General features: G+C 41.2%; 21 protein-coding genes. 15 read left to right on the top strand and 6 right to left on the bottom strand.

Features of this window, described 5'->3' with window-relative positions; genetic code table 11:
* The first annotated feature begins 2 nt into the window (after positions 1–2).
* The 15 genes from alr to HGJ98_RS18385 all read left to right on the top strand — a co-directional run bounded on the left by alr (position 3) and on the right by HGJ98_RS18385 (position 11,161).
* Positions 3–1,124: an alanine racemase gene (alr, locus tag HGJ98_RS18455; RefSeq protein WP_291353174.1), complete on the top strand. Its 1,122-nt coding sequence runs from the start codon at positions 3–5 to the stop codon at positions 1,122–1,124.
* Between the two features lie 42 nt (positions 1,125–1,166).
* Positions 1,167–1,424 (top strand): hypothetical protein, encoded by a 258-nt coding sequence (locus HGJ98_RS18450; RefSeq protein WP_291353173.1) that lies wholly within the window; start codon positions 1,167–1,169, stop codon positions 1,422–1,424.
* Between the two features lie 335 nt (positions 1,425–1,759).
* Positions 1,760–3,163, top strand: coding sequence for a Mur ligase family protein (locus HGJ98_RS18445; RefSeq protein WP_291353172.1), 1,404 nt, complete (start codon positions 1,760–1,762; stop codon positions 3,161–3,163).
* Positions 3,160–3,912, top strand: coding sequence for a glutamine amidotransferase (locus tag HGJ98_RS18440; protein WP_291353171.1), 753 nt, complete (start codon positions 3,160–3,162; stop codon positions 3,910–3,912). The genes HGJ98_RS18445 and HGJ98_RS18440 overlap by 4 nt, the downstream gene beginning before the upstream one ends.
* Before the next feature lie 249 nt (positions 3,913–4,161).
* The gene (locus HGJ98_RS18435) at positions 4,162–4,440 is read left to right on the top strand and encodes a CopG family ribbon-helix-helix protein (protein WP_007778956.1); all 279 of its coding nucleotides are present in this window, start codon (positions 4,162–4,164) and stop codon (positions 4,438–4,440) included.
* On the top strand, positions 4,437–4,787 hold the full coding sequence (locus HGJ98_RS18430; RefSeq protein WP_007778968.1) for a type II toxin-antitoxin system PemK/MazF family toxin: 351 nt from the start codon (positions 4,437–4,439) through the stop codon (positions 4,785–4,787). The genes HGJ98_RS18435 and HGJ98_RS18430 overlap by 4 nt, the downstream gene beginning before the upstream one ends.
* Positions 4,788–5,205: 418 nt before the next feature.
* The gene (locus tag HGJ98_RS18425) at positions 5,206–5,931 is read left to right on the top strand and encodes an amino acid ABC transporter ATP-binding protein (RefSeq protein WP_291353170.1); all 726 of its coding nucleotides are present in this window, start codon (positions 5,206–5,208) and stop codon (positions 5,929–5,931) included.
* Between the two features lie 94 nt (positions 5,932–6,025).
* Positions 6,026–6,835 carry a transporter substrate-binding domain-containing protein gene (locus tag HGJ98_RS18420; protein WP_291353169.1) on the top strand — a complete coding sequence of 270 codons (810 nt, stop codon included), beginning with the start codon at positions 6,026–6,028 and terminating at the stop codon, positions 6,833–6,835.
* Positions 6,835–7,506, top strand: coding sequence for an amino acid ABC transporter permease (locus tag HGJ98_RS18415; protein ID WP_291353168.1), 672 nt, complete (start codon positions 6,835–6,837; stop codon positions 7,504–7,506). Before HGJ98_RS18420 ends, HGJ98_RS18415 begins: the two co-directional genes overlap by 1 nt.
* The gene (locus HGJ98_RS18410; protein ID WP_291353167.1) at positions 7,503–8,153 is read left to right on the top strand and encodes an amino acid ABC transporter permease; all 651 of its coding nucleotides are present in this window, start codon (positions 7,503–7,505) and stop codon (positions 8,151–8,153) included. The genes HGJ98_RS18415 and HGJ98_RS18410 overlap by 4 nt, the downstream gene beginning before the upstream one ends.
* Positions 8,154–8,380: 227 nt before the next feature.
* A complete protein-coding gene (locus tag HGJ98_RS18405) occupies positions 8,381–9,070 on the top strand; it encodes an aspartate/glutamate racemase family protein (RefSeq protein WP_291353166.1) in 690 nt (229 codons plus the stop codon).
* Positions 9,071–9,118: 48 nt separating this feature from the next.
* Entirely contained in the window at positions 9,119–9,814 is a 696-nt protein-coding gene (locus HGJ98_RS18400; protein WP_291353165.1) for a hypothetical protein, read from the top strand.
* Between the two features lie 316 nt (positions 9,815–10,130).
* A complete protein-coding gene (locus HGJ98_RS18395) occupies positions 10,131–10,565 on the top strand; it encodes a hypothetical protein (protein WP_291353164.1) in 435 nt (144 codons plus the stop codon).
* A 20-nt stretch (positions 10,566–10,585) separates the two neighbouring features.
* Entirely contained in the window at positions 10,586–10,807 is a 222-nt protein-coding gene (locus HGJ98_RS18390) for an SHOCT domain-containing protein (RefSeq protein ID WP_291353163.1), read from the top strand.
* Between the two features lie 72 nt (positions 10,808–10,879).
* A complete protein-coding gene (locus HGJ98_RS18385) occupies positions 10,880–11,161 on the top strand; it encodes an SHOCT domain-containing protein (protein WP_291353162.1) in 282 nt (93 codons plus the stop codon).
* Between the two features lie 82 nt (positions 11,162–11,243).
* On the opposite strand, the gene HGJ98_RS18380 is transcribed toward HGJ98_RS18385, so the two are convergent.
* From HGJ98_RS18380 to HGJ98_RS18350, 6 genes are all read right to left on the bottom strand, one after another.
* On the bottom strand, positions 11,244–11,660 hold the full coding sequence (locus HGJ98_RS18380; protein WP_291353161.1) for a hypothetical protein: 417 nt from the start codon (positions 11,658–11,660) through the stop codon (positions 11,244–11,246).
* Between the two features lie 113 nt (positions 11,661–11,773).
* Entirely contained in the window at positions 11,774–12,889 is a 1,116-nt protein-coding gene (locus HGJ98_RS18375) for a cytochrome c biogenesis protein CcdA (protein WP_367142746.1), read from the bottom strand.
* Positions 12,890–12,976: 87 nt separating this feature from the next.
* Positions 12,977–14,113 (bottom strand): FtsX-like permease family protein, encoded by a 1,137-nt coding sequence (locus HGJ98_RS18365; RefSeq protein WP_291353158.1) that lies wholly within the window; start codon positions 14,111–14,113, stop codon positions 12,977–12,979.
* 125 nt (positions 14,114–14,238) lie between these two features.
* On the bottom strand, positions 14,239–15,402 hold the full coding sequence (locus HGJ98_RS18360; RefSeq protein ID WP_291353157.1) for an FtsX-like permease family protein: 1,164 nt from the start codon (positions 15,400–15,402) through the stop codon (positions 14,239–14,241).
* Positions 15,403–15,419: 17 nt separating this feature from the next.
* Entirely contained in the window at positions 15,420–16,097 is a 678-nt protein-coding gene (locus HGJ98_RS18355; protein WP_291353156.1) for an ABC transporter ATP-binding protein, read from the bottom strand.
* A 102-nt stretch (positions 16,098–16,199) separates the two neighbouring features.
* Complete coding sequence (locus HGJ98_RS18350) at positions 16,200–16,784, bottom strand: DUF2318 domain-containing protein (protein ID WP_291353155.1); 585 nt, start codon at positions 16,782–16,784, stop codon at positions 16,200–16,202.
* Between the last annotated feature and the right edge of the window lie 330 nt (positions 16,785–17,114).

Raw genomic sequence — 17,114 nt, 5'->3', positions numbered from 1 at the left:
CTATGGGGAGGAGATCGGTTTGGGCTGAAGTAAATTTGCAAACACTTAGAGAAAATTATTCTAAGCTCCAGACGCATACCCAAAGTGAAATAATGCCTATCGTTAAGGCTGATGCCTATGGACATGGAGCGATTCCAGTGGTTAAAACGCTCATTGCCTGTGGCGCACAGCGTTTTGGTGTTGCCCTCTTACAAGAAGCCCTAGACATTAAAGAAGCTTTTCCAGAAGTAACGGTCATGGTCCTTGGGGCTAATGAAGAGGAAGATTCGGATCGTTTCGTTAAAGAAGGGATAATACCAACGGTTTTTAGATTATCTCAGGCAAAAGCGCTTTCCGAGGCGGCAGTGAGACAAAAACTAACGGCTAGGTTGCATATAAAAGTAGATACGGGTATGGGACGAATTGGATTTAAAGAAGCAGACATTCCGGTTATTTTGGAAATAGCAAAATTACCTAATATATTTATAGAAGGTATTTTTACACACTTCGCTACCTCTGATCAGAGAGATCTATCCTTTGCCCGAGGGCAGTTAAAATGTTTTCAAGGTATTTATGATGAGCTCCAAAGGGCTGGGTTGATTATACCGATTCGGCATGCTGCTAACAGTGCGGCGATTATCCAATTTCCGGAATCCCATTTTGAGCTTGTTCGTTTGGGTATTAGTCTCTACGGACTAACTCCATCATCCCAGATTGGCGGAAATGTTGGTTTGAAACCTGTCATGTCCTGGAAAGCGAAAGTGTCACATGTAAAAACCATTGGTACAGGGGAAACTGTGAGTTATGGGCGTACATTTCAAGCGGCCTACCCAACACAAGTTGCGACTGTCCCAGTTGGGTATGCTGATGGGTTACGCAGAGTTCTTTCTAATCATGGGGAAATGTTGATCCATGGGAGACGTTCGACGATCATTGGCCGGATCTGTATGGACCAGACGATGCTGGAAGTGACTAAGATTCCTGGAGTAAACGTGGGGGACATTGTGACTATTTTGGGGAAGGATGGAGATGAACTGTTAACAGCTAGTGAAATGGCTGACTGGATGGGAACCATTAGCTATGAAGTGGTTTGTGGAATTTCCAAGAGAGTTCCTCGTGTTTATATTGATTCAAACGAAGCATAAAACCCTATATTGTCACATAAATTGTGACAAGGAGGGTGAGCCATGGCCATGTTTGATTTAACCACTTGGATAAGTTATGGTTTCTTTATACTGTGCCTAGTGCTCGGATGGGGTGCTGCCGGAGCCCTTGATTATGAGGGTATCCTACATCGTTCCACGTCCCGTTGGGGGCGTTTACTACTTCGTATAGGTGTAACGCTTGTCTTAGCGGAGGGGTTTAGACTTTTCTTAAGTTTTGTGGTTGGGCCAATACTGGATTTAGTTGTTAACAAAAGCATTAATGGGTTCAAGGCGTTTTAAACAATCCAGAAATTAGAAACTGCATATTAACAAAGACCCCCTTCAGAATCTGGAGGGGGTCTTTCGAAATAAAAAATCCTATTTTAGCTTCATGGTACAATGGTATTATTAGACCCCTATGCCAGTGTGCTTCGTTTATCGTGGTACGGCAGCTCGTGAAGAATTGCTAGGAAAGCAACTTAAGCGCTATGTCCTGAGCGATAGCGAAGGATCTAGATCCTTCGCTATCGCTCAGGATGACATTTTGTAAAGATAGGTTTGTTTTATACGATTTTTGGTTGATAATACATATAAGAATGCTACAATGGATAAGACAAGGATTTGAAGGAGTAAACATGAAGCGAACATGGCGTTTTTGGCTGGCCTTATGGGCGGGTAAGATAATAACTATGGGGTTGTTAGTGACAGGGAAAAAGGGGACAACCTTACCGGGAAAGATCGCGAATTGGATTGATCCCTTGATCATGCACCACTTGAGTGTGGCCTATAATGAAGGAATTATTATGGTTACTGGGACCAATGGGAAAACAACAACCGCAAATTTACTAGCAAATATTTTACGTCAATCTGAAAAAAACTTTGCTTTTAATCAGGCCGGGGCGAATTTGGTAACTGGAATTACAGGAGCCTTGATTCAGAATACAGGCTGGAAGGGCTTATCACGAGCGAGGTTAGCTTTGCTAGAAGTGGATGAAGCGACAGTTCCTAAGTTTTGTGAACAGGTAGCTCCCAGTTTAGCAATTGTTACTAACTTTTTTCGTGATCAACTCGATCGTTATGGAGAATTAGATACAACCGTTCGTATGGTTAAAGGGTCTCTGCCTAAAGAAACTGTTCTGGTATTAAACGGGGATGACCCTTTAGTTGCACAATTTGGGACAAACCATATTAGTACAATTTATTATGGAGTGGAGCGGACTCCGGATAGCCGATGTGAGAGTCAGGAAACACGGGAAGCGAGATTTTGTCCTGAATGCGGTACAGTTCTAGATTACTCACTGTTTCATTACGGGCAATTAGGAATATTCAAGTGCTCCGGGTGCGGATTTCATCGTCCGGAGCCTAAAATACTGGCAAATGATGTTCATACGAATGAAGAGTTGCTCCTGTTTCAGGTGGATGGGGTTCTCTTTACCATAGCTTTGCAAGGATACTATAATCTATACAATGCCTTGGCTGCTCTTACAGCGGCTCGAGAGCTAGGGTTGAATGATCGAGTTATCGAAAAAGGACTACGTATGTTTATACCCCAAGCAGGGCGGATGGAACGTTTCCGTTTGCCGCAAGGGGAAATCACCTTAACCCTCGTTAAAAACCCGACAGGGTTTGATCAAGTTATTCAGACAATGATTGGTGTTGATAAGCCCCTAGGAATTATTATCGGAATCAATGATCTAGCTGCTGATGGTCGGGACATTTCCTGGCTCTGGGATGTGAATTTTGAACGATTAGGCATACATGAGGCACGTATACAGAAAGTGGTGTGTACAGGTCTGCGAGCAGAAGATATAGCCCTAAGGCTCAAATATGCGGGAGTATCTATACAGAAACTTGTTATAGAACACAGTTTGGTGGGAGCTCTTGATCGTTTGAAGTCTGATAAGGTTGAAGGGGAGACTTGGTTTGTATTACCGACGTATACTTTGCTCTTCCCACTGCGAGAGATCCTAGAAAATCAAAAGAGTGCAGGGTCAACAAATATGGGGACGAAGGATCGTGGGGAGGAGGCGAGGGCATGAAACTGACTATTTGCCATCTATATCCAGATTTACTTGACCTTTATGGAGATAGAGGTAACATTATAGCCCTAGCGGCTCGTTGTCGATGGCGGGGAATTGAACCCGTTATTCAGCAAGCCTCCCTGGATGAAGACTTGAACTTTATGGGAATGGATATTTTATTTATTGGCGGAGGTTCTGACCGTGAACAAGGTTTACTGGTTCAAGATCTTATGCGTCGGGAAAAAGAACTTAGAAGGGCTATTGAGAATGGGCTCGTAGTACTATGTATTTGTGGTGGTTACCAAATGTTGGGGAAATACTATCAAATGTCGAATGGCGAAAGAATAGATGGATTAGGTATTTTAGATGTATGGACCATTGCAGGAGAAAGGCGTTTGATTGGAAATGTGGTTGTGGATCTAAGTGAGAAAATACTAGGCGATAAGCCCTGCAAATTCAAGACATTGGTTGGGTTTGAGAATCACTCAGGCAAAACTCATTTGGGCGAAAAAGCTAGCCCTCTGGGTAACGTCCTATTTGGTCATGGAAACAACGGTGAGGATAGCGGAGAAGGGGTACGTTACCTGAACGTTTTCGGTACGTATTTGCACGGACCGCTTCTTCCCAAGAATCCCCACTTTGCTGATTTGCTCTTAGAATTAGCTGCCAAAAGGCGTGGATTAGACAATAGTCTAAGGGAACTTGATGATCACTTGGAGGAACTAGCGCATACGGCCATGGTCCAAAGACTGTTGAAGCAAGCCTAAAATCAGTGCTATAATTGAATCGGAACAAAAAATCAGTATATCATCAGTGATATACTGATATACTATCATTAATGAACGATGCTTTCATTAAATTTTGGAGTATAATGACCTCTTGCCATAATTTACATGGCCAATTAACTTGGTTTTCATGGGGTTTAGGTTTATTTACCTATCGAATTCGTTGACACTTTTTTGGATTACTGTCTATAATAGAGTATAGCTTTAGCTAAATGACTTGGGGGTGCTAATGTGGCAGAAAGTAAGCGAATTATGATAAGTTTACCAGAAAGTTTGCTTGCGGAGGTAGATGGGATCGTTACAGTTGAAAAGCGTAATCGTAGCGAATTTATTCGAGAAGCATTGAATAGCATCCTTCACGAACGCCGTAAGAAAGGAATCCATGAGCAGATGCGTAAAGGGTACCTAGAGATGGCGCAACTGAATTTATCGATAGCCAGAGAATTATTTTCAACAGAACAAGAGGTATTAGAGTATTATGAAGAAACGATGGTGGCGTATCAGAGATGATGATAAAACGCGGGGAAATCTACTACGCAGAGCTTAACCCCGTCGTCGGCTCAGAACAAGGGGGGACTCGTCCTGTCCTCGTCATTCAAAACGACATAGGGAATCAATTTAGTCCGACGACAATTATTGCCGCGATCACTTCACAGATTGCGAAAGCAAAATTACCGACTCACGTGGAAGTAAGGGCAAAACGCAGCGGGTTGGAACGGGATTCGGTCATACTAACTGAGCAGATTCGGACGATTGATAAAAGTCGACTTAAAGAAAAAGTGGCTGTTTTAGATGAAGAAGTAATGTTAAGGGTGGACCAAGCGATTGAAATAAGTTTAGGGCTTGCGGATATTTAACGATATAGATGCAAAAGAGAGGCAGCGTAACGGGGAAAGGAAAACCGACGCTGTTTTTTGCGTACTGGTCAGAAAGTACATATATTAAAAACAAGAGGGGCGACAATAAGTCGTCCCTCTCTTGTTACGGGTTCATCTGCACCACATGCTCGTTTACAATAAATATCGTTCACAAACATGAGTTCCATATGCAAATGCTTTCTCCGATTTTATGTCGCGCCATTGCGCGATCTCAATGTCAGCTCGTTTTATAGTTTAGAACAAGTTTAAGTTTTTGTCAACCTTAATCCAGTGTATACATTATACTTTAACATTAATAGAGGAATTTTTTTATAAGAGACGAATAAGAGTTAACATAACTGACAAACTTTAGGAAATTTTTGAGGAAGAAAATAGAAGTAGTGGAAGGAGAAGCCGCTTGATTCAACTTGAAGGGGTAAACAAACATTTTGGTCATTTGCATGTTTTGAAAGATATTAATCTAACGGTAAAGTCGGGAGAAAAATTGGTGGTCATTGGCCCCAGTGGATCAGGCAAAAGTACATTAATTCGCTGTATGAACCTTTTAGAAAAGCCCAGTTCTGGAAAAGTAACGGTGGACGGGGTAGAGATTACTGCTCATAAAGCACTAGTAGCTAAAGTTCGTCAATCCGTAGCAATGGTTTTTCAACAATTTAATCTCTATCCTCACAAAACAGTCCTGGAGAATTTGACACTTGCTCCTACGCTAATTAAAGGAGTGACTCAGGCTGAAGCAGCAGAGGAAGGGATGGCTTTCCTAGAACGTGTAGGGCTAAAGGAAAAAGCTAAAGTCTATCCGTCGCAACTTTCTGGTGGACAGCAACAACGGGTAGCCATTGCCCGTGCCCTAGCAATGCGCCCAAAAATTATGCTCTTCGATGAGCCAACATCCGCACTAGATCCGGAAATGATCCAGGAAGTGCTTGATGTTATGGTTGATTTAGCTCATGAGGGAATTACTATGGTTGTTGTCACCCATGAGATGGGTTTTGCCAAAACGGTTGCAGATCGTGTCATTTTCATGGATGATGGACAAATCGTGGAAGAGAATTCTCCCAAACTCTTTTTTGAGAATCCTACTCATGAACGAACCAAGTCATTCTTAAGCCGAATTTTACGCTAATCTTTAAATTCGGCCTGCTTATACCTTATTTCAGGTGTTCAATATGGAAGCGCGGGTAATCTGCGACTAAACGATTCGAAGAGGGGGATAAATTATGAAGAAGATTGGTATGATTTTGACGAGCCTATTGTTAGTTGCCGGCCTGGTAACTGGATGTGGGTCCACACCCGCTACCCCAGAGAAAAGCAACAGCGGAGTGCCTGCAGATATTCAGGCCATTAAAGACCGTGGTATTCTAAAAGTAGGAGTTAAAGTGGATGTTCCTAAGTTTTGGTATAAGGATCCTAAGACAGAAGTAGTCGACGGATTCGAAATCGATTTGGCCAAAGTTATCTCTAAAGAGATTTTGGGAGAAGAAAAAATCGAAACTACGGCGGTCACAGCAAAAACCCGCGGACCTTTGTTAGATAGTGGGGATGTAGATCTTGTTATCGCAACCTTTACGGTTACAGAAGAACGCAAAAAGAGTTACAACTTCTCAGATTCATATTTTACTGATGGTGTGAAATTAATGGTTAAAAAGGATTCTGGTATTAAAAGTCTCAAAGATTTGGATGGTAAAAAAATTGGTGTAGCTCAAAGCGCGACCAGTAAAAAAGCCATCCAAGAGGCGGCAGATAAAGTTGGAGCAAAAGTCAACTTCCTTGAGTATAGTACCTATCCGGAAATTAAGGCAGCCTTGGTATCTGGCCGAGTTGATTGTTTCTCAGTGGACGGATCTATTCTATTTGGATATTTAGACGATTCAACGATCATATTGGATGATAGCTTCAGTCCTCAGGATTACGGAGTTGCCTCTAAGAAGGGAAATGACGGATTGGCTAAATTAGTTAATGATACGGTTGCTGAGTTGAAAACATCCGGAGAACTCGATAAAATGATACAAAAGTGGGGGCTTAAATAGTGGTTGGTCCTTTTGCCTGGTTTAAATGGGAAGCGCTTTTCCGTGATTGGACGGTATTTGCTGAGGGGTTTAAAACTACAATCATGGTAGCTGTCCTTTCTCTTACATTAGCCCTTATACTTGGGATCGTGTTTGGGGTTTTAGGGACTTCTCAGTGGAAACTCGCCAAGTTATTGAGTCGCGTTTATGTAGAATTCATTCAAAATACACCTCTTGTAATTCAGGTATTTTTTCTATATCATGGACTGCCACATATGGGCATTATGCTGCCGGTCTTCACAGTGGGTGTCTTAGGTGTGGGTGTGTATCATGGAGCTTATATAGCTGAAGTCGTTAGAGCTGGAATCGAATCGATCCACAAGGGACAAATGGAAGCAGCTTTATCTCAAGGATTTAGTTTTTGGGGAGCTATGCGGCATGTAATCTTGCCGCAGGCCTCCCGAATTGTTTTACCTCCGCTCACTAATCAAGCAGTTAATCTGATTAAAAACACATCGGTTCTAGCCATGGTCGCCGGCGGTGATCTCATGTATCGTGCCGACTCATGGTCAAGTGAGAATATCTACTACGGACCAGCTTATGTTGCCGTTGGTTTACTTTATCTTCTCCTTTGTTTGCCTTTAGCGACTCTTACACGCCGCTTAGAAGGTAAAACGGGGGTGTCCGCATGATTCAAGAGGTCTTTAAACCTGAATTAATTCGTTTTTTAGGTCAAGGACTTATGACCACACTGTATATTGCAGTCATGGCTATTCTGCTTAGTTTTGTCTTTGGGACAATTCTTGGCATTGCTCGTTACTCTAAACAACCAATTCTGGGTAGAATCGCTGCAATCTATATAGAGTGTGTTAGGAACATACCAATGCTCCTTTTTATTTTAGTTTTCCGATTTATGACCACAATGAAACCGATTAATTCTGGAATTGTCGCAATTGCAGTCTTTACTTCGGCCATTATTGCTGAGATTGTCCGAGGGGGGTTAACCTCCATTGATGAGGGACAATGGGAAGCCGCTAAATCCCAGGGTTTTTCCTATCGTCAAACCTTGACGCATATCATTCTTCCACAAGCTATGCACAAGATGATTCCCCCATTAGTATCACAGTTTATAACGGTCATTAAGGACACATCCTTTGTATGGGTTGTGGGTGTGGAAGATCTGACGGGTAAAGGAATGATTATTTTAGGACAATACGGTTCCACGAGTCAGTTCTTTGCCGTCTTTGGAATGATTGCTTCAACCTATTTCGTTTTGAATTATTCGCTTTCAATCGTAGCTCGTAGACAACAACTTAAAATGGTGCATCAGAGTTATTGACGATTATACTTGAGTTTAAGTATAGCAATAAATGATTAGGCTAATGCCAGCAAAAATAATGTTTAAGGCGACCCGAATGGGTCGCCTTTTTGGTACTAATCAGGAAGTAGTAAGAAAAAGACATTGTGTTAATCAGTTACAGATAAGGAAGGAATCCTAATTTAAACGACGAATTGTATAGCTGACGATGTGGAATCTATATCTAATCCATAGAACTGGAGGTAACAATGAAGACTATTGGTTTAATCGGAGGGATGAGTTGGGAATCAACATCCGAATATTACAGAATTATCAATCAAGAAGTTAAGCAAAGGCTAGGAGGTTTGCACTCGGCAAAATGCGTCCTGTATAGTGTAGACTTCGGGGAAGTAGAGTCCTATCAAAGAAATGGCGAATGGCATAAGGCTGCCCAACGTTTATCCGATGCAGCGCGTAGTCTTGAAGCAGCAGGGGCAGAATTTATTGTTATTTGCACTAACACAATGCACAAAGTTGCGGATGAGATCCAGGCGGGAATAAGTATTCCGCTACTTCACATAGCTGATATCACTGCGAGAGAGGTTCTATCGCAGGGAGTTAAAACAATTGGATTGTTGGGAACAAGCTACACAATGGAACAGGATTTTTACAAATCACGCTTAGAGGCACAGGGCATAAAGGTTCTGATACCTAAGGAAACTGACCGAGTAATTGTAAATTCTGTAATTTACGAAGAACTATGCTTAGGGAAAATAAATGACGAATCGAGGTCCAATTATAAAAGAATTATTGAGGACTTAATAGAACACGGCGCGGAGGGAATCATCCTCGGTTGTACTGAGATTGGCCTGTTAGTTAAATCACAGGACTCAACGGTGCCGTTATATGATACAACCTTGGTTCATGCAATTGGTGCGGTAAACTTTGCCCTCGGTTGAAGCTAAGCAATATGACCACTTCTAGATGATAAAAAAGGAAGTGATTTCTTGAAACAGGATAATCTACACTTACTGGGGTTCTATACATCAATACTCACAACTGTGTTAACGGTTGTTACCTTCAGTATAGCAGTTTTCACTCCACCGTTATCTGGCCCGTTCTGCTTGGAAGCTTGTCTTCAATATCCATTTCTAGATATTGGCGATAGATTTCCAAGAGATTATTATTGGATGTATCCCGCAATTTTGTTAACAATGGTTTATCTAGTACTTATGGTTTGCATTCATCAGTATACCGCTGATGAAAAAAAGATATTTAGTCAAATCGGTTTATCCTTTGCAATAATGTCAGCGACAATATTAATTATGAATTACTTCATACAGATCTCAGTAATACAGCCTAGTATTATCAATGGAGAAACCGATGGCATTTCAATATTGACACAGTATAACCCACACGGACTGTTTATTGCTCTTGAAGATATCGGTTATTTAATTATGAGTTTAGGCTTTTTTTGTGTTTATCCTGTTTTTTCAAGGTCTACAAAGTTAGAACGATCGATTCGCTGGATGTTTATATTATGTTTTGTTCTAACATTAGTGTCGTTAGTAATAATTACTGGTCAATACGGGATCAACCGAGAGTATAGATTTGAAGTACTAGCTATCATGATTAACTGGATTGTACTAATAGTATCAGGAATATTATTGAGTATTGTGTTTAAACGAGCCAAGCAGAAATAGTTGGAGAAGAGACAGTGCCGAGGGAATGGACAATCTTAGATTATTGCCTTATAAAGAATCCTTGGAAGCCGGTAAAATTAGGCACTCTAGGGGTTCTTCTATAAGGCACGCAGATTCACCTTTAAACTACACAGCAGGAGCTCAAATAAGTAAAGACAAGCAAGTGGCTTAGGTTATTGACCGTAGCCACTTGCTTGCTTGTGTGTTCATGAGAAATTCACAACTTTTTCATGAGTTAATCGTATTAAAGAGTTAGACTAAGGACATAGGAAGTCCTGACGATTGAGAAAAAATAAGTGATTGGGAGGAATATAGTATGAAAAAATCAAGTAAGAAAATAATTACGATTTTAGGAACAGCAACATTAGCAGTAGTATTTATTGCTTTGCCGGCCTTAGCCGAAACAACCCAACAACAAGGGAAGGGATGGTTTGGTAAAATGCACGGATACATGCAAAAAACATTTTCAACGGAACAACACCAAGCTCTTATGAATTCGACGGAAATGCAAAGCCTTCATAATTCGCAGGTAATGCAGGAAGCAATGCAAACAGGAGATATTCAAAAGATGCAAGAATTCATGAACTCAGATCCAGCGGTTAAAGCTCAAATGGGGCAAGAAAACCTAGATAGAATGAACGAATACATGCGGGATTCTGGAGGGAGAATGATGACTAACGGTACTGGAATGACTGGTTCACAAGGCTTCATGATGAATGGAAGTAGAAATGCCATGGCTTCGAGTTACTAATTGAAAAGGAGAGAACATAGATGATGTTTGGGTTAATACTATTGGCTTTTATTGCATATTACATGTTTAATCCATCCAGTTCTAGAGGATCATGCTGCAAGGATTATCAATCTCAGACCAATATGCCGCTGGATATATTGAATGCACGTTATGCACGGGGTGAGATTGATAGAAAAGATTACCTTGAACGGAAACAAGAATTGTCAGGACAAACGCAACTAATATCCATTAAAAAGAAATAAATTACGGTTTCTTTATTGATGAAGGGGAATATAAATTTATTTTTAAAGAAATAAATTGAAGGAGGAATTAATATGATGAATGGCTGGGGTAATATGATGGGTGGTTGGGGATATGGTGGTTATGGAAGCGGCGGCTATGGGATGATGGGAATGGCAGGGATGGGAATGCATCTCATCTTTCTAATCGGGATTATTATTCTGGGCATCTATCTATTTCGTCGAAATACCTCATATACTCATAATGGGGGCGGAGGTAAGCATGCTGCAATAGATATCCTTCGTGAACGCTATGCTCGTGGAGAGATAGATTCGGCAGAGTATCAAAGTCGGAAGCTGGATTTAGAGAGTAATTGAATAAGAAACTATAAGAGCGGCAGGATAAACTCCTGCTGCTTTTATAAATACTAATGTTCTGAACCCCGCTGTAGTACTGGTTTTACGATGATTGGATTAGATTGCGGCTCACTATCTCAAAGTCAGCAAGCCAACGATGATATTTTCCATTCTCAAGTTTTAAATCATAAAATGGTATTTGTGAAATAACCTTAACAATTTTAACTATCATACCCTTTTTAATCTTTGGCGGATGACCCCGATCATTCAATACTCTTACTAAATCCCCTAATCTATAAGGTATACACGAAATGGAGCTTGAACTTACTGTCTGCAATTCAGTTCCGGCAAACCATCTATGAAGTTCTCCATCAGGTAATTGCACGGCATAAAGGTCACCCAAGCGAGGTGAAATAATGGTAACTTCCGTTCCCCTTTGAATTTCCGGTGGATGGAAGACTAAAGATACAACTTTGTTACCCGGATGAAATTCTGGATACCCCATGTAGCAGACCGACAATTTTCATCAACTCCTTCTCGACTTTATATATACTATAAAGTGAAAAGAATATGGTTACTGGAGAAAAAACAAAACAGAAGAATCATTCTGATCATGAGAATGCAACTTTATCGCTAAGCTGTTCGTATGAAGAAGTATAAACCCAAAACTATGAGTAAGCTACCACTTAGAAACGTAATATAGTTGCCCCATTTTTGTAAGCGGGGTAAACTTTTTAGAACGGCTGTAAAAGTACCCGCAATTATCAATGGTAGCCCGTGGCCAAGCCCATAGACAAAGAGTAATAAAGCACCATACCAAAGCATACCTTGACCTGCTACATACGTCATCAGAACAGCTAATACGGGAGTAGCACAGGGTGAAGCAACAAGACCGAATAATAAGCCCACTCCAAACGATCCGAAAAGTCCGCCCTTTTTCTCGGGCATAGCCTGTAAACCTGGAAGATTGATATTCAGTACCCCAATTAACTGTAATCCCATGACAATTGAGAGAAAACCTATAATATAGGTCCATAAAGGGCCGATCTGACCAAAAGCCTTACCTAAAAGTGAGGCTACTATTCCCAAAATAGCAAAGGTAATGGCTAAGCCTAGGACAAAGGACAATGACGTGATAAAACCCTTAGTTTTAGAGGGTTTTTCCAGACCGCCGATATAACCGAGCATGACGGGTAACATGGACAATATGCAAGGGCTTAAGCTAGTCATTAATCCACCTAAAAAAACCAAAAGTATGATGATTAACCCGCCATTGGCCAAAGCTTGGGGGAGAGTCTCTTTGAAGAACGATTCGCTCCAGCTATATTTGGGATTGCCAGAATTGAGGGCATTTTCTAAGGCAGTTTTATTCTGTGGTCCGGTATCACTGTAGGTAATTTGACCCTGTGGATCTATTACAAAAAAGGCAGGGATATAGTAAATGTCAAATTGACGAGCAAGAGCCTGTCCTTGCGGGTCATCAATATCAACGATAATAAAGTTGACCATATCACTATATTTTTTCTCGAGAGCCAGCACCACGGGCTCCATGCTCCTACAGCTGGGTCACCATTTAGCATAGAACTCTAAGAAGACTGGTTGGCCGGATTTCTGTGCTTCTTGGAAAGCAACCATTGGTTGTTTGGTTGCGTGAAATTCAGAGGGACTAGTGTATCTAGGGATTGCCAAAGCTATAAGGGATAATAATGTAACTATTAGTGCTATTAGCACTTTATTCTTTGTCTTCATAATTCACCCCGTTATAACTTATATTGCTAGCTTACATATCTGCTAGGGGGTTTATGCCTTAATATGTCGTCGTCCAGTTGGAAAGATCTAAATCGAGGAAAGTGCTTCTGAAGGATTTAACTGTATGGCTCGCTGAGCAGGAATAAGAATAGAGACAACTCCTATTATGACAGAAGCGCTAATTACCGTCAAAGCGACTAAAGGATTGAATTCAAGGCTCAATGATTTTTGGAAAGTGATTGGTGCAAGAATCGTAGGGAGTGAAATCCCTATAAGATATCCAAAGACCCCTCCACAAAGACTTATTATGGAAATCTCTCGAATCAATATAGAAAGGATATGCTGTTGGCGAAAACCAATAGCTCGAAGGATACCAATTTCCGTCGTACGATCGTTGATATTACCTGTTGTTGTAACACATACGATTAGAACACCGATGAGTCCAAGTAATATCGAAGTAATCAAGGAAAAGCTTGAAAAGCGATCAACACTCTCCTTAGCACCCTCTACTAGTTGAGAAATTTCGGAAACTTTAGCCTCAGGTAAGAGTTCGCTCAGGTAGGCTGCAGCTTGAGTGGGATGATCCGTATTGAGTTCGATTATGGACCATGAATCGATTCCGGTAATCCATCGAGCAGTCTTAAAATTAGTAAACACTCCACTATCCTCTGAGCCGCCTGTTTCTAGCATCACCCCAACAATAGGATAACTTTGACGATTTAGTTCCAGAGTATCCCCAATCACTAGGTTCTCTTTTTGGGCAAGGTCTGAACCAATAATCACTTCTTGCTCCCTTGGCAATTGACCGTTTATTCGCCACCAAGGCTTCATTTTCAGTTCACTGGGGAAATCCACTCCGAGGATCAAATAGCGATTGATCTTTCCTGAGGCAGTACCAACAATCTTGGGGGCAATTTCGTTTAGCCTAAGATCAAGGTTATTATTCAATTTGGTTAAAGTATCATAATCTAAATGATTAACTTCATAATCAACTCCGGGAACGGAAAGACCTCCGTAACTGAGCGTAAAATGGTCAGATTTGGGGGTAATCACAACATTAGCTCCATATTGGGACAAGCTTTTTTGTAAATCCTCTTGCATGCTTTTAGCTAGGGTATTCAGCATGATAGTAATACCAACCACTAATATAAAAGTAAACAACAAAAAGAACGTCTTTCCTTTTCGCCGACGCAGGTTTTGAAAAGCAATATCGGTTAGAGTCATAGTTACCTCCTTCCTTGGACTGGGGATAGGTTTCCTCGTCCCATTTCTTTTAGTCAATAGTTTTTTCCTCGATCGCAAGCCCTGAGGATGCCCCACAAGTGAAACAGTTAACCTGTCCCCTTGTTTCATAGATAACGTAAAGATTCAGTCGGGTCAAGACGTGACCCTTTCCAAGCAGGATAAAAACTTGCAGTTAGACCAATTATCAGAGAAGCACTTAGAGCATACATTAACAAGTCAGGTTGCCAAGGGATATGGACTTGGGCTTTCATAAGGTCTGATCCAAAGCTCACTGCCATGCCCATGCCCAGAATGTACCCCAATAAGCCCCCTAATAAACTAAGCCAACCTGCTTCCGCAAGGACGATTTGAATAATGTGACGTTTTCGGAAACCGATAGCCCGCAAGATTCCAATTTCCCGGGTCCGTTCCTCAACGGAGGACTTCATGGTCATAGTAATTACTAAACCACTAGCTAGGAAGAGAATCAAGGAGACGCTACGAGCAAATAGATTAAACTTAGAGACGGTATCATCTCGAGATTCCAAGGTAGACATTAAGGCCGTCACCTTAGTTCCAGGAAGTTTGGCACTTAACTGTTGGGTAATTTCTTCAATTGGACAGGTATAACATAAGGCTGCCGTTTCGATGAGGCTAATAGCATTAGGACGCTTAGTTAGTTTTTGCAGCACAGTTAAGTCCATAAATACTGCTTGGTCATTTTCCGATGAACCTGTGGATTGAATGATTCCCGCTACCTTAAAGTCCTGTCCTTTGATAGTTACAGTTTGATTAGGACTTAGACCCAGGGCAAGGGCAACGTCGCTTCCTAAGATGACTTCCCCAGCGCTTGGAAGTTGGTTTTTAGAAAGGCCATCAACTTTCCACCACTTTTTGAGCTTAAATTCCTGAGAAAAATCTACACCTAATAACAAGATCTCTCGCCCCTTAAGATTAGTGTTTGCTAGAAGTTTAGGGGCGATGGTAGCCAGAGTTTCTTTATTTTTAATTGTTTGCATAAGCGGAATAAGGGACATATCCAGTTCTTTAATCTGAGTTGGAGCTTCAACCGTTATACCACCAAAGGTTAATGATTGCCCACTATCAGGAAGGATAAGGATGTTCGAACCAAATTGATCAAGTTTGTTGGCTACATCTTCCTGCATGGCTTGGGTTGTTGAATAGAGGAAGATAATTGAAGCTACCCCTATAATAACGCTGAGCATTAATAAAGCGGAGCGCATTTTGCGGCGGCGAATATTTTGTAAGGCGATATTTGTTAGTCGCATTTAATTCTCTCCTTGAACTATTGAGGAATTTGAGATAGAACTCCATCCCGGATGTAAACTGCACGGGAAACCCACTCAAGGTTTTCTCGATTATGAGTTACCATAATGATGGTTAAACCATCTTGGTTAAGAGCCTGAAATAATTCGAGAAGTTCCTTAGCCGTTTTTGAGTCCAGACTTCCGGTGGGCTCATCCGCAAAGATTAATGAGGGTCGGTTAACGATGGCTCGAGCAATTGCTACTCGGTTTTGTTCCCCCCCGGATAATTGATTGGGCAGGCGAAGAGACTTCGAACCTAAACCAACCTTGTCTAGAACCGTCTGAGCCATATCCCGTTGCTCCCTTCCTGTACGAGAGGTTATAGCCAGAGGGAGCATGACATTTTCTAAGGCAGTAAGATAAGGAATCAATTGATATTGTTGGAAAACAAAGCCTACGTATTCATGACGAAAATCTGCTAATCGCTCTGAGGCTAGTGCATAAACATCAATACCATCAACGATTAGTTTACCGGTGGTAGGAGAGTTCAAACCTCCTAAAATGCTAAGTAAGGTACTCTTTCCAGAACCTGATGGGCCCATTAAAGCCAAAAATTCTCCTTCATTGATCTCTAAATTAATATTTGTTAAGGCTTGAACAACTCCGTCTCCACCTTCATAGGACTTACTGACTTCGACTACTTTTATCAAAGACATTTAGACATCCTCCAAAATTATTTTAATACAGTTTTCTACACTGGTTAGAGTGAACGCACCCGTAAGGACGAGTGCGTTTTTCAAGAATATCGTCATATAAAACTAAACTCTAGGTTCCCAGGCATCAAGTACGGATTGCGGAATCTCAAGGTTATCGCCGTTTAAAGTGTAGGTGAGCGCTTCGGGCGGGTAGGCTTGACAACCACCACTTAGGCCTTTGAGAGTCTGGAGATCCCAGGTCGTCCCGCAGGCGTTGCAGACTATTTGGTTACCAATAATGTGAAAGGTTTCGCCCCTACAAGGTTCACAAAAACTGACGGCTACCATGACTTTTCCATCTGGCTGAGCAAAGGCAGTTAGGGGAATTCGTTTACCATTTGCTTTATACTCTGTCCAGATAAACTTCTTTTCTTTAACTGTACTAAGAGTTGTCACAATAGCCTTTCCGTTTTCAACCTTGTTTTCGACGTTTGTTTGCTCTAATTTATCAGTAGGGCTATAACTTATGGTCTCTCCGATATCAGCAGCCGCAGTGACGGAGGCATTTGGGCTATTGCTGCCAGCAACCATGAAATAGGTACCAATCATGATAACAACGGTTAATAGGCCAACGATACTGTAAAGCAAGGTGTTATTCTTATGGGGTTGGGTAAATTTTTGGTTTTTCTCAATGTGGTCGTTCTTCATTCTTAACATCCTCCTAGGAATATTTAGTTATTTTAAGTCAATGTAGAAATCCTGTTTAGATAGAGGTTTGCGCTACCTGATTGTAATTGAACTATTTGTTGTAGATACTTACTTAAAGGCAATAAGTTATTATAGAATCTCTCACTCCTTTAATAAAGATGAAAATCTTGGATTACAAAACATAAAGACTGCAATAATCTGGGGCGACGCCTAACTTTTGCAAAAACCCTTTGAGGGGTTTAAACTAAGGAATGTTTGATGTGTACACTAATTTAGTAACTTGATGCCTATGGTGACAGCAACATTTGTCCTAGTAAGGATGTATGCAAA

This window comes from Desulfosporosinus sp. (assembly GCF_014237355.1).
Classification (GTDB): domain Bacteria; phylum Bacillota; class Desulfitobacteriia; order Desulfitobacteriales; family Desulfitobacteriaceae; genus Desulfosporosinus.
Note: the sequence above shows the minus strand (reverse complement) of the source record. Positions and strands in the feature narration are given on the sequence as shown.

What these genes read in the sequence shown, in the direction of transcription:
- HGJ98_RS18430 (WP_007778968.1), top strand. Translation starts at nt 4,437, where the DNA reads ATGATGATAAAACGCGGGGAAATCTACTACGCAGAGCTTAACCCCGTC.
- HGJ98_RS18385 (WP_291353162.1), top strand. Translation starts at nt 10,880, where the DNA reads ATGATGAATGGCTGGGGTAATATGATGGGTGGTTGGGGATATGGTGGT.
- HGJ98_RS18445 (WP_291353172.1), top strand. Translation starts at nt 1,760, where the DNA reads ATGAAGCGAACATGGCGTTTTTGGCTGGCCTTATGGGCGGGTAAGATA.
- HGJ98_RS18420 (WP_291353169.1), top strand. Translation starts at nt 6,026, where the DNA reads ATGAAGAAGATTGGTATGATTTTGACGAGCCTATTGTTAGTTGCCGGC.
- HGJ98_RS18410 (WP_291353167.1), top strand. Translation starts at nt 7,503, where the DNA reads ATGATTCAAGAGGTCTTTAAACCTGAATTAATTCGTTTTTTAGGTCAA.
- HGJ98_RS18365 (WP_291353158.1), bottom strand. Translation starts at nt 14,113, where the DNA reads ATGACTCTAACCGATATTGCTTTTCAAAACCTGCGTCGGCGAAAAGGA.
- HGJ98_RS18440 (WP_291353171.1), top strand. Translation starts at nt 3,160, where the DNA reads ATGAAACTGACTATTTGCCATCTATATCCAGATTTACTTGACCTTTAT.
- HGJ98_RS18395 (WP_291353164.1), top strand. Translation starts at nt 10,131, where the DNA reads ATGAAAAAATCAAGTAAGAAAATAATTACGATTTTAGGAACAGCAACA.
- HGJ98_RS18360 (WP_291353157.1), bottom strand. Translation starts at nt 15,402, where the DNA reads ATGCGACTAACAAATATCGCCTTACAAAATATTCGCCGCCGCAAAATG.
- alr (WP_291353174.1), top strand. Translation starts at nt 3, where the DNA reads ATGGGGAGGAGATCGGTTTGGGCTGAAGTAAATTTGCAAACACTTAGA.
- HGJ98_RS18450 (WP_291353173.1), top strand. Translation starts at nt 1,167, where the DNA reads ATGGCCATGTTTGATTTAACCACTTGGATAAGTTATGGTTTCTTTATA.
- HGJ98_RS18355 (WP_291353156.1), bottom strand. Translation starts at nt 16,097, where the DNA reads ATGTCTTTGATAAAAGTAGTCGAAGTCAGTAAGTCCTATGAAGGTGGA.
- HGJ98_RS18405 (WP_291353166.1), top strand. Translation starts at nt 8,381, where the DNA reads ATGAAGACTATTGGTTTAATCGGAGGGATGAGTTGGGAATCAACATCC.
- HGJ98_RS18350 (WP_291353155.1), bottom strand. Translation starts at nt 16,784, where the DNA reads ATGAAGAACGACCACATTGAGAAAAACCAAAAATTTACCCAACCCCAT.
- HGJ98_RS18390 (WP_291353163.1), top strand. Translation starts at nt 10,586, where the DNA reads ATGATGTTTGGGTTAATACTATTGGCTTTTATTGCATATTACATGTTT.